Origin of the sequence: Parachryseolinea silvisoli (assembly GCF_021190955.1) — a bacterium.
Taxonomy (GTDB): domain Bacteria; phylum Bacteroidota; class Bacteroidia; order Cytophagales; family Cyclobacteriaceae; genus Ohtaekwangia; species Ohtaekwangia silvisoli.
Genome location: NZ_JAIOAO010000002.1, coordinates 963,043 through 977,399 on the forward strand (window position 1 = coordinate 963,043; position 14,357 = coordinate 977,399).

Here is a 14,357-nt window from a genome sequence, read left to right on the forward strand (position 1 = left end):
TCTAAAACAACTTATCTTTGTAGACTAACCATATCCTAATTCATGAACCGCAGAGCTTTCATCGGCCGCTGTATGGCAGCGTGGGCCACGTTGCAACTTCTTCCGCAAAATCTGTTTGCTGGAATTACCAACGCAGGAAGTAATTTCAAACGGATCTACTCCAGCAACGAATTGAAGAGTGAGTTCTTCAAGTTTTTCAAGAATGTATTTAACCTTTTTCCGGAAGAAGAGATCCACAAAATGATCTCGGATGCAACAACAAAGAAACCAGATGACAAAAGTATTTACCTGACGGTACAATCGAAGCTCGGGGATATTACTCCGATGTTTTCGTCCTTCCGGTATGCACTGCCAGCACTCAACAAGCAGAAGGACGAAATGGCGCGAGAGACCCTTGACCTCCTTGGTAAAGAAGGCACCTATAACGGCTACCTGGAGATCGGATCATCCGGCCGTTACCTGGACTACCTCGAAGAAGAAGTAGACATCGAAGGGAAGCGTTACTATGCCGACGGCAAAGAACCCGGATACGGCGTAACAGAAATGATCGACCGGGGTCAGGTAGCCATTGGCGCAACGTATATTCCACTGGCAAATTATCAAACAAAATACGCGGAGATTATTCCGAAGGAAAGTCTTGACCTGGTCACCATTTACATCGGCTTTCATCATTGTCCGCTGGAACTTCGCGAACCCTTTATTTCCTCTATCCGCGATACTCTACGTGTGGGAGGAAAACTTATCCTGCGTGATCACGACTGCGATACTGAAGAACAGATGACGCTGGTGGCATTGGCCCACGATGTCTTCAATATGGGCACGAATGAATCGTGGGAGTATAATAGCAGCGAAACCCGAAATTTTTATTCCCTTGCATTCATCTGCGGGTTCGTTGAAAAGATCGGTTTCCGCTTTGACAAGCGCACGTTGTTCCAGGAAGGTGATCCTACCAAAAACGCCCTGATGTTATTTACTAAAATCTGATTCATGAAGAGAGTATGGAAGCTGTTGCGGTTTATCGTTGATAAACTGCTTCTGGTTTTGTGCGTGCTGTGGCGCCTTTTGAAACGATTTATCCGGTGGATTCACAGCCGTAAACGGTATGCCATTCCGTTTTATTCATTGGCGGCATACACTGTATTTGTTGTTCTCCTCATCAAACTTTCCGGAGATTCTGGCTATAAAAAAACTATTTCCAATAAACGTGTCAACGATGTGACCGCCATCAACCCTATACACGTAGGCCGGGAAATACAACCGCAGACAATAGAAGAAATTGTAAAAGCAATTCGGGAATCCAGCGGACCCATCTCGATTGGTGGTGGCCGTTTCAGCATGGGCGGACAGACTGCTTATGAGAACAGCCTGCACATTGACATGCGGGAATTCAATAAGGTATTGCATCTTGACACGATCCACAAACAGGTTACGGTACAGTCGGGTATTGCGTGGCGAAGCCTGCAACAGGTAATTGATCCGTACAATCTTTCCATCAAGATCATGCAGACGTATGCTAACTTCACGGTAGGAGGTTCGATTTCCGTTAACTGTCATGGGCGGTATATTGGACATGGCCCTATTGTATCGTCTGTATTGGGAATCAAACTGATTACTGCATCGGGTGAGATCGTAGCCGCAAGTCGTAATCTTAATCAGGGCGTCTTTGCCGCGGCGATCGGAGGCTATGGAGGTATTGGCGTGATCGCGGAAGTAACGTTGCAGTTGGCGGATAACGTAAAAGTGGAACGTCAGGTTGCTGAGGTTAGCCCAATCGATTACAATTCTTTCTTCAATTCTACCATTCGAAACGACTCCACCGTAATCTTTCAGAACGGAGATCTTTATCCACCGGACTTTGACTTGATCAACAGTGTGGCCTGGCGTGCTACGGAGAAAGCACTTACGGACACCGTGCGCGTTACCCCTGCCGGGGAGAAATACTGGCTCGAAGCGCAGATGATGAAGATTGTTTCCAGGGGGCATTTCGGAAAATGGATGCGGCGAAACATGGTTGATCCGTACCTCTACAGTGATGAAAAAGTAGTTTGGAGAAACCGGGAGGCGAGCTATGATGTCGCGGAACTTGAACCCGCTTCGCGCGAAGAAGATACGTATGTGTTACAGGAGTATTTTATTCCCGTACGCAATATCAATTCTTTTATTCCGAAAATGAAAGCGATTTACGATCGCTACGATGTGAACGTAATCAATGTATCTCTACGTCATGCGTATGCGGATACGTTAACATACTTGTCGTGGGCTCCGGAAGAGGTCTTCGCATTTGTGATCTACTACAAGCAAGGGACGGATGACGCTTCACGGGAAGAAGTGAAACAATGGACTGTCGAAATGACGGATGCTATCCTGAGTGAAAATGGCCGCTGGTATTTGCCGTATCAGCCGCACGCATCGACCGAACAATTTAAGAAAGGCTATCCGCGCGCAGCCAATTATTTTGACCTGAAAAATAAACTTGATCCACAGCATCGTTTTACGAACAAGCTGTTGGATAAATACAATCCGTATGTAGAACAGGCCATTGAAAAGCAACGCGCTGGAATCAAAGGCTACTACAAAGACGAGGCGCAGTCTTTTCTTACAGTGCCTGAGTGGTATCTGGTGTTCAATCCGAAAGAGTATGCTGACTTCCTGGAGGCTGGGAACGATCCATCCGATTTCCCATTCTATCGGTCCATCGATGAATATTGGACGCTCTACGACCGTTCGATGAAGCTGGTATCCGAGGCGTATCCATACAATGATGAGTATGTCACGATGCTCAACGTAATAGGAGCGAGCATAACCATGGAGTATGCTGCCAAGATGATCTATGAAAATACCGTGGGCCGGGTGTTTTCCTGGTTTTCGAATGGAACACTATCGGATCAAGAGAAAGTGATTATCGAAGCACAGCGCGCCTACAGCGACATGATCTACGATAAAGCGTGGTATGAATTCGGGTTCATGCCATGGGTGGGGAAAGTATGGGCTACGTCAAATACCGCGAACAGCAATTGGTTTAGAAAAGTTGAACGCATGTTGTTTTTTACAGCGGAGTTCGCTTTCAAAGCTGTGTATGCAGAACTTATTGAATGGGCTGCGAAGGCCAATTATGAAGAGCCCGTTACGGAAATCTATCTCCTGACGTCAGTAGCCGATTCTTTACAGACTTCCGGGTTAAAGGTGGTTTACGAGCAGGATGATAAAAAAATTGTTTCCATCAAGCGATGGGGTGATTTCACAAGGCAAATTTTACGAATAGCGAACAGGGATATAAAGATTATTGAGGTTGCAGGGAATGATGAAATTGTAGTTTCAATATTGGGAAGAAAAGATACAATGCCAGATGTTAAAGCCGAATTGCTATATACCTCTGAGGTCGTGACGGATGAAAGTCGCGCGCGGTATGTTTATTTGCTGCCGGTAAATGAGTTGCTGGTTTTTGTTGGTGAAGCGAAAAGGAAGGGGTTTGAGATAGAGCATGTTTTTGATTATTGAAAATGTCTTGTGGGGCGTTCCGAAAATAATGATTTAGACCAGTAAAGAATGGAGATATTCGGATTTGTATTGATGGAGATTATATTCACGGGCGTTGGATGGGCGTGTCTTCATGTATGGTATAGGGACAGGAAGAAGGTTGAAGAGATAAAAAATGAAGAATATGCGGGCGAATATAGTTCAGTAGGCAGAGTAATGGTCTTGAATTTAATTGCAGGTATAGGCGCGCTAACGATGTTTGGGATGGTGATTTTTTTGTTGGTTACTTGGATTTATGAGGCAGTAGCAAATTGAAGTTAAAGTGAATAGCCCCGGCAAGAATCGAACTTGCACCACAAGGTCCGCATCCTTGTATCCTGATCCATTAGACGACGGGGCAATGAGAGAGTGTGAGTGTGGGCGTGAGAGCGAAGAAGAAACAGCATGAGTGTGTTCGCTCTCGCTCTCACACTCACGCTGTTTCTAGTAGGGTAACCCGGATTCGAACCGGGGAGCTCCTGCGTCCAAGGCAGGCGAGGACGGCCTGACTCCTCCATTACCCTATGTATTAAAAATAAAAAAGCCTCCCGTTAGAGGAGGCTTTTTGTGATGAATGCAGTGCTGTTACAATGTCATTGATCCAGTATACACAATAGTGTAGCCTCCCGGTCCGGTAGAAAGGGTCGGCGCGGTTGACGTACGATATGTATATTGGTTGTTTTCATGATTCAACTATACGAGGTTGTATTGTTTGGGTTGCCTGTTTGATGATATTTTTTTATTCTGCTGTTTTTTTTATTCCTAATTTTTCCACGGCATCACTAAGCGTTGAAGCAAATACAACGGTATTACCCCGATTGCTTTCGCGAACAAAATCGTGGAGGCTTTTGCTGGTGTAGTGTGTGAAGTCGCCAATGATTGCCATACGCCGTGAGTAGTTTACAACTTTTTGCAGAATTTCACCGGCTAGTCCGCTGCGGAGATCGAAGAATGAGTCGTGCAGCGTCGCCTGGTGGACGACGATGACGTCGGCTGGTAAATTCATCATGGCTTCCAGGAACTCCTGGGCGCTTTGGATCACTGGATTGTCGGTCGATATTTCAGCGACAGGTTCGCGATGATCAATGTGCAATACGTGGTTCATTTGTCTCTTTCAAATTTAAATGTATTGTGGCGCGGAGGGCTTTAACCTCGATCTTCCACTCCGTAGTGTAAGTGGACGCATTTTTCAGCGACTATGCTATCGCGCCACCGGCATAACCTAAGCGCTGGATATAATTACCCAGGCATACGGGCTGCCCTATGTGGAGATTTCTGGTAACGCTCCAGTCCGTCCCGTCCCGATTGCTATCGGATTAACGGGATGCTTCTACTTAGTTAGCTTAATCCCCATTTAAAACTGCTGCAAACAAAAAAGCCCCGGGAGCAGTACCCGGGGCTTTTATATTTATTAAAACCTGATGCGATCTACAATAAATAGTATTTCCCCGAATGGGCATGACAATCCGCAAAGTCGCAGCTGCTGTTGAATCGCAGTTCGATTGCTAAGATGTTGTTACCCGGTTTCATACTCGTGTTAGCGCTGTTATCTTATGTTGTCTGATGCTTTACGGAAAAGCTGACGGCAGGGTTTTATAATTGTTGTGATTTCTCTCACAAAGGCACTCCTGCCGTACAGGCGAGACACGCATTGGCAAAGGCATCATATTCGTCGTACGCTGCGCCTGGCTTGCCGAACAAGGTGATGATGCGGTCGATCCGGACTTGTGCACCGGTGTCGAGCGTAATGAACATGCCCTGCCCGGGAATTTCTTCCAGCTTTTCCACGCGGCCGATCTGTTCCTCGACTGTTTGGCCTTCGCCCCAGTAAAAGATCTTACCGTGCGTGCGCCTGGTCATCTGTTCTTCAATGACTTCGCGGACGTCGTATGAAACAGGTGTGTATGAAGTGCTCATAATTGTATTATTCTACAGTGATAACGGCGAAAGTATTGAAAAAATTCCATAGCGGCCATATGGCCTCATGCCGCCGCCACGCGTTTCAGAATGTATCCAACGGCGCGGATATTTTCAATGCGCAGGGCGGTATCGTGGCTGAGGTATTTGCGCAGTCTGGATACAAACACATCCATACTACGGGCCACAAAAAAGCCGTCGTCTTCCCAGATGGTTTTAAGAAACACATCGCGCTCGATAACCTTGTCCGGGTGGCGGAAAAACAGTTGGAGCATGCCACACTCTTTGTAGGTGAGGCGCGTGGAGACACCGCCCGCGGTGAGCAGTAAATTGTGAATGTCAAGGGTGGAGTCGGCGATCTGTAGCACGGAGGATCTGTCGGCCGAAATTGTTTGGTTGCTGCCGGTGCGTTTCAAAATGGCCTCAATGCGGTATTTAAACTCTTCCAGGCTGAAGGGTTTGCTGACGTAGTCGTCAGCGCCGATCTGGAATCCTTTGATGCGGTCTTCGGTCTGGTTTTTAGCCGACAAAAATACGATGGGTATACCCTGGTTGTATTTGCGGATTTCGCGGGCCAGGTCGAAGCCATCTTTCTCGGGCAGCATGACGTCGAGGATGCAGAGGTCGAAGATGTGGTTGTGAAAGGCAGTCAATCCTTTTTCTCCCGTAGTATACAATTGAACGGCCCAGCCATGGGTACTGAGCGAGTCTTTGATGAGGAAGCCCAGGCTTTCGTCGTCCTCGACGACCATGATCTGTTTGGCGATGCTCATGCGGCGGGCAGAATGATTTGTACGGCGGTTCCTTTATGCAGCTCACTCAGGAGGTTGACTTTTCCCCGGTGTGATCGGATAACGCTTTTTACAAAGCTCAATCCCAAGCCAAAGCCCTTTACGTCGTGTACGTCGCCCGAGCGCACGCGGAAGAATTTCTCAAACACTTTAGTTCGCATGCTTCGGTCTATGCCAATGCCTTCGTCGACAATGTGGATGGCGATGCCTTCCCGGCAGTCACTGGTGCGTATGAGGATATTGGGCCGCTGCCGGGAGTATTTCTCGGCGTTGTCGATCAGGTTACTGATGGCCTGGGCCAGCAGCTCGCGGTCCGCGAGAATGGCGGTGTTACGTTCGGCGTGAAGCTCGACGATCAGTGATCCGTTGCGCTCCTGCACTTTGAGTTGAAAGGCTTCGACACACTCGCGAATCAGTTGGTGTACGTGCACCACCTCGAGCGTGGGTCTACGGACGTAGTCGACGGAAGCTCCCAGCAATACCTGGTCGATCTTTTGTCGCAGGCTTTCATTTTCCTTTAAAAGGATGTCGACGTATACGTGCAAGTTATCAGGTTCGGGGATTTTTTTCTTGAGGATCTCGCCGGCGATGCGCACGTTGGTTACAGGAGTTTTAAACTCGTGCGTCATGTTGTTGATGAAGTCGTTTTTCAGGGCCGCAAATTTCCGTTCGCGTAATAGCGAATAGATCGCATACGCGAAAAATCCCATCATCAGCAACAGGGCGAGCGTGGAGAAAATCCAGATATCGAGTTGGGCGGCGACGAAGCTGTTCTTTTTCGGAAAGTATACGGCAAAATTCTTTTCGTCGGTAGACGCTTCGCGCGCTGTGTCTTCCGGGGCGGACGTGGGCTGCGTTGCGGAGATATAATTGCCATACACCAGCGTGTCGTCGTGGGCATTGTAGACGCCAAGCTCGTAGTCGAGGTTGAGGCTTCGGACGAGGAACTCCTTTTGAAGCTGGTCGTCGAGCAGCTCGCTGTCGAGTTGGCTACTGGTTACAACGAAGTAAAAATTGGAGGAGAGTTTCTTGACCTCGGGGTTGCGGGCTACGGAGTCGGCTACCCGTTTCAACGCCACTTGTACACTGTGATCGAATTGCTTTTCGGCTACGTCAAAGGCTTTGCGGAACCAGTATACCTGTAGAATGAGCAGGCAGGCCAGTACGCAGGTGCCAAAAAGAATAATGCGGCCCAGATGTTTATTATTCATACGTCAAGATACTCGTTTATTGTGCCCGTTGTATACCGCCGCTACCTCCTTAACACTCCATTAACACTTATTTACACTCCTTAACGCGGCGGTCCGTTGCGTTTTGCTAGCCTTACAACATAATTCAACTCCCTATGTTTACGACTAAGGACTACCGCATATTGTTTTTGTCATTGGGGCTTCTCGTGGCCGGGTATGGCTGTATGCTGTACGATCCGGTTGCCCAGGGTTTTGGCCCGCTGACCCGCTGGGTGGCACCGCCGCTGTTGCTGGTCGGGTTTGTTTTACCTGTCTTCGCCATTCTTGGCACAGGATTTACCAGCCCTGTTTCGTGGTCCTCCCTGCGGAAAGAAACGTGGAAACACCTGTCGGGGTTTATGGTTTTTGTCGTGGCCCTGACGACCTATTTGGTGACGCTGGAGCCGACGGCGAGCGTGTGGGATTGCTCGGAGTTTATTGCCACTGTCTACAAGCTTCAGGTGCCGCATACTCCCGGTACACCGCTGCTGTTGTTAATCGGCCGGTTGTTTTCAATGGCCGCCGGAAGCGATGTTTCCCGTGTGGCGGTATGCGTGAATGCCATGAGCGCACTTTTTTCCGCACTAACGATATACCTGGTCTTTTACCTGATCTTCTATTTTGGTGAGAAGATGGCTGCTACGTGGAATGTTTCGCGCGGTGTGATCGCCATGGCTGCGGTGGGAGGTAGTTTATGTCTGGCCTTTTCAGATTCTTTTTGGTTTTCGGCAGTAGAGGCGGAAACGTATGGACCCGCGTGTTTTTTTCTCGCGCTGCTGCTGTGGCTTATGCTGCGAAGCTATGACATACCGGAGGCGCTACGCGGTCGGTGGCTTGTGTTGATCTTTTATATTACCGGGTTGGGGTATTGTATCCACCCGATGAGTGTGCTGATCCTGCCCGTGTTGCCGTTGGTGTGGTATACACGCACGCGCCCGCTCACAGGGTGGAAGGTGTTGGCGACAATGATCGCGGGGCTTGTTCTGATTGTGGTTATTAACCGCGTGGTGGCCATTGGTATTTTTGAATTTGCGTTCCGGTGGGACCTGTTTCTGGTCAATGTATTGCATCTGCCATTTTATACCGGTGTGTTTGCATTGCTTGCTGTGATTACGGGTGCGGTGGCGTGGGGTGTGCGGCGATACCCCGCCATTCGCCCCTATACCTGGGCAACCGTGTTTTTGCTGTTGGGTTTTACGCCGTATCTCATGCTTTTTATCCGGTCGAGCCATAACCCGCCGATCGACGAAGGCAATCCTGAAAACCTGCCGCTCAGCAAAGCGTATATGAACCGCGAGTCTTACCCGACCAGTCCGTTGCTGACAGGGCCGTATTTTGATGCGCAGGTCACCGAGGTTACTGCAGGTCGGAGTATGTATTACAAAACGCCGGCGGGTTACAGAGTAGCGGGCACGTTGTCTGATTATCGTTATGATCCGGCCCGGACAACGTTTCTACCACGGATGTATAGCAACGACCCCGACCATATCAAAAATTATCGCAGATTGGCTGGCTTGGCAGAAGGAGAGGTACCTCACTTCCGCGACAACGTCAGGTTTATGTTTTCGTATCAGCTAGGCTACATGTACTTCCGCTATTTTCTTTGGAATTTTTCCGGTCGGGAGGGCGATGTACAAGGAAGTGACTGGTTAAAGCCGTGGGATGCGTTGCACGTGGCCGCGGAACCCCAGTATGAGAATAGAGCCCGCAATCAATATTGGGCTATACCGCTGGTGCTGGGCATCGTGGGACTGATTGTGCAGCAACGAACCGACCGCAAGGGGTTTGTCGTAAACCTTTTCTTTTTCCTGTTGACAGGGATCATTCTGGTACTTTACCTCAATTCGCCACCCAGTGAACCGCGCGAGCGCGACTATATTTACGTAGGCTCGTACATGGCCTTTGCGCTCTGGACAGGACTGGGTATGCTCGCCCTGGCACGTATTCTGCCAGCAGGACCTGCCGCGATGGTATGCGTCGGTGTGCTGGCCTTGGCTATGCCTGCGTGGATGGCCTGGCAGAATTGGGACGATCACAACCGCGCGGGTAGAACCTTTCAAATGGCCAACGCCCGTAACGTATTGGATAGCTGCGCGCCAGGCGCAATCTTGTTTACCGGCGGTGACAACGATACGTTTCCATTGTGGTATTTGCAGGATGTGGAAGGCTTCCGCACAGATGTGCGGGTGGTGGTGCTGAGCTATTTTAATACGGACTGGTATGTCAACCAGTTGCGGCGTCAGTATTATGACTCACCGCCTTTTGCGCTTACCCTCACAGAAAAGGATTATTTACAATATGGCATCAACGACGTGCTGTATGTCCGTCAGTCGGTGAAAGGAGCGATCGACCTTCAGAAATACCTGCAGCTCTTGCACGAAGAGCACACGGCCCTGCGCGTGCAGTCGGCTGGTGGTGATGCATATAACATACTGCCTTCTTCGGCTATTAAATTGAGGGTGGATACAACGGGCATCATCAAGCAGGCGGGATATACACCGTTGCCCGAGGTAATATTTAACGTTAAAGGTAGCTACATGACTAAGAACACGTTAGCGTTTTTAGATGTTGTGGCGTCGAATCACTGGAAGCGGCCAGTCTATTTTAACTTCACTTCGTTGCACTCGCTCGACCTGGAGCTGGAGGAGCATGTGATTCAAGAGGGCCAGGTATACCGGCTGGCACCGATCGAGCAAGCAGGAGACGAGCCCGTAGTAGATACAGAACTTAGTTATCGAAATCTGATCGAACGGGCCGATTATACAAACCTGGCGGACGCCCAGGTCTATTTTAATACGGAAGACTACCAGGCCCGCATGATTGCGCCGGTGCGTATGTCTGTGAATACGCTGGCGACAACACTGCTTCGGCAAGGCGACCGCGACCGTGCAGGCGATGTATTACAAGCGGCACTTGACAGACTATATCCACCACACCTCGATCCGGGCTACGCAGGTCTGCAAGCTGCAGACCTGTTACAGGCCGTCGGGAAGACTGACTCGGCCCGGACACTGTGTGCCAGTTTGTTTAATTTTCAGTATGACCGTGTGCAGGCGAGTCTGCGGGAGCATCGCACGGTGGATCAGTTAGATCGTTATCTCGCGTGTCAGTCGGCAGAACTGCTGCATCAATTAGGGCAGGAGGAGTATAAAGCCAGACTGGCGGATTTAGGCGTATAGGTTTTAATCTATATACTTTTATTTATACACTTCCGTATCGGGATGAAACTGTTTCCAGCTATGCCAAAACTCCTGGTACGCCGGGAGTGACTTCAGTTCAGCCTGGCCTTGATCGGAGATCAAAGAGTCGTTTTGCATGACAAATTGTGCTCTCGCGGGTCGTTGAAATACGGCGAAGGACTGATTATCGGACGCTAATGTCACCACAATGGGGATACTGCCGAGGCTGTCATGCACGATGCGGACTTCCTTGAGTTGATTCCAATCATATGCTTTGGCGTGACCGTTGACGACGACGCCTACCACCCACGACTTGGCATTCCACGAACCTGAATCTGTTCGTGTAAGCTCTCCTCTGCTTTTGCCTTTTTCAAAGCGGCCGAGCGTATCATAGCTGTCCTTAAAAACAACATCTGCCTGCATCACTTTTCCAAAAGGGTACAGGTAGAAGAATCTCTGTAACGTAAGCTGCGTAGAATGCACAGCGGGCAATACAGTCCCTTTTAATGGACCAGCGACGGCTTCGCCGGTTGCCTGTCGCCACCAGCTACCCGTGGAATTGTCTTCAAACATGGCATTAAAATGATCCATGCCTACCAGGCGGAAGTTTTCAGGCCGTCCGTCTACAACGGGCTGGAATACCCGGCCTGTACGGCACACATTGCAATAGGTGACCATAATGGGGGTGCTACCGAGCGAGTCGCGGACCTGGTGATGGTATTGGATGTACCGGATGGGATATGCCTTTGCCTCGCGGCCGTCGCTCACGGCGATGACCAGGCTGCTGTCGCTCAACGCGCTTTCGGCTTTTGATCGGAAGGTAAGCGTGGCAGGTTGTAAAAACATGTGGTCTGCCGTCATTTGAAAGTTAAAGAAGTAGACAATCAACAGAACCGGTAGTGCCGCCACGATGGGTATCCAGCGTTGCAGAGTACGAAAGGCTGATCGGGCGCTGATGAGGATCAGCAACAGGAATAATCCGCGGAAGAACCAGCGACTGGTATATAAGAAATAAGCCACGTCGAGCGTCTCCCGTTGTTGACTGCCGGGCATGGGCATGATGAAGTATACATTGAGAATCTCAAAGAGGCCGAGGGCGATGAGGCCGGCGTAATATAGTTTCTTCATCGGAGGTTGATGGTAGGGGTTGTAGTTTGCGTGGCTGTTCCGCGTATGCCGGGTAAATGGATGTGTGCCATGATGGTTATGCTGGTTGGGGTGGAACATAGCCCTGGGTGGCGAGTCGCTTACCCATGGGCTCGTATTCGCGCGGGTCGGTGGGCGTGAGTGTAGCCAGTCCGTCGACGTAGCGGTTAAACATTGAAAAGGCAGCGGCGATCAATACGGTGTCGTGTATGTCGCGGTCCGTGGCGCCATGTTCGCGGGCTTTACGCACATCGTCGTCGGTTACGTGTTTGCCATTTTGCTGTACTTTGCCGGCAATCGTGAGCAAGGCTTTCATCTTGGCAGTTAGCAGGGGGCTGTCCTGTTGGTTGATGACGCAGTCGACAATTTCCTGTTGGTCGGCATAGAGCTCGCGTGCCGCCGCGGCGTGACTGCTCATGCAAAACATGCAGTTGTTCCGGGCTGACACATGGGTAGCGATAAGCTCCCGCTCGGCAGGGGTTAGCGGCGAAGGGTCGCGGAGCAGGACTTGCGCCAAGGCATATAGATGCTGCGCGGTCTCGGGGCGATACAGTGCCAGGCTTCGAATGCCGGGTATGCCTTCTGGTACGGCGATGTGTGCCATGGGTTAATCGGTTTGGGGTTTATGGGAAGAAAAAGAGCGTGACAAATCCAAGGATAAAGATACCAGCGAATGCCAGGAGGGTATTGCCATAGCCATGCAACGCTGAGACAAAGACGCCTACAAAAAAGATTGCAATGGCCGTGACAATGCGCCCGATATTAAAACAGATGCCAGTATAGGTGCCGCGGATGTGTACCGGGAACAGCTGTGGTATATAAATGGACAGCAATCCCTGGCTGATGCCAAAGAATAGCGACAGCGCGGCCAGTTCAGCATAGATAACCGGCGAGAATGTTTTGTTTAGACCAAACAAGATTCCCGAAAGTATAATGCAGCCGGCGAAGCAGAGCATCATGGCACGGCGCACACCGAGGCGGTTGCAGACCCAGCCGGAGATAAAACCACCGGTCAGGCCACCGGCTCCCAGTAACATCATGGCCATGCCACGTTCGGCCTGTCCGGTGGAGGTCGTGAGCAGGCTTTGTACCCACGTGGGTATCCAGGAGAACATGCCCCAAAGTCCCACCAGCATAGACCCGAAAATGGCAGCGCCTTTGAACAGGTTACTATGGTCGGCCGGTGTCGGCCTCAAACGGAGAGCTCCCGTCGGAGATTTTGATTGTTTCCAGTGCTCAGACTCCTTTACTAATAATAAAGACAAGATGGCAACGGTAATCGGCAGCGCGCCCAGCAGGAACGCCATGCGCCAGTCTTTAACGAGGTAGTTTACCAGTCCCGCGGAGAATATCCCTATGGGGAAGCCGATGGAGTCGATGCCGATCATGACGGCGCGGGTCCGCTCGGGCCAAATTTCAAACAGCAAAGTAGGAGTAATGACAAGAATACCTCCTGCGGCAAATCCCGATAATAGCCTGAACACAACGACCAGCTCCCAGGACGGAGCGGAGCTGATCAACATGGTGAAGATTCCGTATACGCCGACAGAAAGGGCAAGGCTTTTCACGCGTCCGATCCGGTCGCTGATCCATCCCCACATAAATCCACCCGCGGCCCAGCCCGCGATGTAGAGCGAGTTAATATACGCGCTGATGTGATTAAACTCGTCGCCCGTTACCTGGCCCGACAGGTCTTTTACTACGACGGGCAGATATACCGACATGAGTGTCGAGATCAATCCTGCCGCCACGTTACTCAACAGGCAGAGCGTAAACGAAATCCAAAGCAGCATGCCGATCTTACCGGTGCCCGCGCGTTCCTGTGTCATGATATTATCCATTATCGCAACAGTTCATACATGATGTCTATGGCGTAGGACTTATCTTTTTCAGATGGCTATATCCCTGTGGGAGTCGCCGATAGCCGTTTGTTACCAGGCGCTCGGCAAGGGTGTTATAGTAGTCGGTCGATTCTGGCAGGCGTGTGGCCATTCCATCGACATACCGGTTGTAAAGACAGAAGAGGGAGGCAATGAGTACGGTGTCGTGTATTTCGACGTCGGTAGCGCCGGCATCTTTTGCCTGTTGAATAGATTGCGTGGTGACACTCTTGCCACTTTGTTGTACGTGTCGTGCGATGACCAACAAGGCTTTCATTTTTTCACTCACGGGTGCGGAGCCGATGTCGGTTTTGATGGCACGGGTGGTGTTGCTTTCTCCCAGCAACTTGTCGGCAGCAGCGGTGTGGGCCGTGGTACAAAAGGTGCATTCGTTACCGTAAGAGACGATCGTGGCAATGAGCTCGCGCTCGGCTTCGGTTAACGTCGAGGGTCCGCGCAGGAGCAGTTGGGTCAGCTTGCGTATAGGCTGTGCGCTGTCCTGACGATATTCCAGCAGCCCCGTAATGCCGGGCAAGTGTTCTTCCAGGGGTATATGTGGCATAAAAATGTTTTTTAGTGTGCAGGGTTGATGCTTCTGATGGCATGTGCAGCAGGCGCCTGGAGATGGGTTATCCGTAGTACCTCATGGGATGTGGGAGTATAACAACAAACGGGATTACGGAGCGAAGGCGATTCATG

Annotated in this window: 12 protein-coding genes and 2 tRNA genes; 4 read left to right on the plus strand and 10 right to left on the minus strand. The window is 50.4% G+C overall.

Features of this window, described 5'->3' with window-relative positions:
• Window positions 1-42 precede the first annotated feature (42 nt).
• The 3 genes from K7P01_RS13910 to K7P01_RS13920 are packed head-to-tail and all read left to right on the plus strand — an operon-like array spanning window position 43 to window position 3,792.
• Window positions 43-984, plus strand: a complete 942-nt coding sequence (locus K7P01_RS13910; RefSeq protein WP_267293946.1) for a hypothetical protein — start codon at window positions 43-45, stop codon at window positions 982-984.
• A 3-nt stretch (window positions 985-987) separates the two neighbouring features.
• Window positions 988-3,498 (plus strand): FAD-binding oxidoreductase, encoded by a 2,511-nt coding sequence (locus K7P01_RS13915; RefSeq protein WP_267293948.1) that lies wholly within the window; start codon window positions 988-990, stop codon window positions 3,496-3,498.
• Between the two features lie 48 nt (window positions 3,499-3,546).
• Window positions 3,547-3,792, plus strand: coding sequence for a hypothetical protein (locus tag K7P01_RS13920; RefSeq protein ID WP_267293950.1), 246 nt, complete (start codon window positions 3,547-3,549; stop codon window positions 3,790-3,792).
• Window positions 3,793-3,804: 12 nt separating this feature from the next.
• On the opposite strand, the gene K7P01_RS13925 is transcribed toward K7P01_RS13920, so the two are convergent.
• The 6 genes from K7P01_RS13925 to K7P01_RS13950 all read right to left on the minus strand — a co-directional run bounded on the left by K7P01_RS13925 (window position 3,805) and on the right by K7P01_RS13950 (window position 7,435).
• Window positions 3,805-3,876, minus strand: a tRNA-Arg gene (locus K7P01_RS13925).
• 88 nt (window positions 3,877-3,964) lie between these two features.
• Window positions 3,965-4,040: transfer RNA gene (locus K7P01_RS13930), tRNA-Pro, on the minus strand.
• A gap of 215 nt (window positions 4,041-4,255) precedes the next feature.
• Window positions 4,256-4,621, minus strand: a complete 366-nt coding sequence (locus K7P01_RS13935; protein ID WP_267293952.1) for a DUF4180 domain-containing protein — start codon at window positions 4,619-4,621, stop codon at window positions 4,256-4,258.
• A 509-nt stretch (window positions 4,622-5,130) separates the two neighbouring features.
• Window positions 5,131-5,433: a hypothetical protein gene (locus K7P01_RS13940; protein ID WP_267293954.1), complete on the minus strand. Its 303-nt coding sequence runs from the start codon at window positions 5,431-5,433 to the stop codon at window positions 5,131-5,133.
• Window positions 5,434-5,498: 65 nt separating this feature from the next.
• A complete protein-coding gene (locus K7P01_RS13945; RefSeq protein WP_267293956.1) occupies window positions 5,499-6,206 on the minus strand; it encodes a response regulator transcription factor in 708 nt (235 codons plus the stop codon).
• A complete protein-coding gene (locus K7P01_RS13950; RefSeq protein ID WP_267293958.1) occupies window positions 6,203-7,435 on the minus strand; it encodes a sensor histidine kinase in 1,233 nt (410 codons plus the stop codon). The genes K7P01_RS13945 and K7P01_RS13950 overlap by 4 nt, the downstream gene beginning before the upstream one ends.
• A 134-nt stretch (window positions 7,436-7,569) precedes the next feature.
• Between K7P01_RS13950 and K7P01_RS13955 the strand changes: the two genes are divergently transcribed.
• Entirely contained in the window at window positions 7,570-10,632 is a 3,063-nt protein-coding gene (locus tag K7P01_RS13955) for a glycosyltransferase family 117 protein (protein ID WP_267293960.1), read from the plus strand.
• Window positions 10,633-10,650: 18 nt separating this feature from the next.
• Here K7P01_RS13955 and K7P01_RS13960 read toward each other — a convergent pair whose 3' ends face one another.
• The 4 genes from K7P01_RS13960 to K7P01_RS13975 all read right to left on the minus strand — a co-directional run bounded on the left by K7P01_RS13960 (window position 10,651) and on the right by K7P01_RS13975 (window position 14,220).
• The gene (locus tag K7P01_RS13960; RefSeq protein WP_267293962.1) at window positions 10,651-11,760 is read right to left on the minus strand and encodes a DUF3179 domain-containing protein; all 1,110 of its coding nucleotides are present in this window, start codon (window positions 11,758-11,760) and stop codon (window positions 10,651-10,653) included.
• Window positions 11,761-11,836: 76 nt separating this feature from the next.
• Window positions 11,837-12,382 carry a carboxymuconolactone decarboxylase family protein gene (locus K7P01_RS13965; protein ID WP_267293964.1) on the minus strand — a complete coding sequence of 182 codons (546 nt, stop codon included), beginning with the start codon at window positions 12,380-12,382 and terminating at the stop codon, window positions 11,837-11,839.
• Window positions 12,383-12,401: 19 nt separating this feature from the next.
• Window positions 12,402-13,619 (minus strand): MFS transporter, encoded by a 1,218-nt coding sequence (locus tag K7P01_RS13970; RefSeq protein ID WP_267293966.1) that lies wholly within the window; start codon window positions 13,617-13,619, stop codon window positions 12,402-12,404.
• Between the two features lie 25 nt (window positions 13,620-13,644).
• Window positions 13,645-14,220, minus strand: coding sequence for a carboxymuconolactone decarboxylase family protein (locus K7P01_RS13975; protein WP_267293968.1), 576 nt, complete (start codon window positions 14,218-14,220; stop codon window positions 13,645-13,647).
• Between the last annotated feature and the right edge of the window lie 137 nt (window positions 14,221-14,357).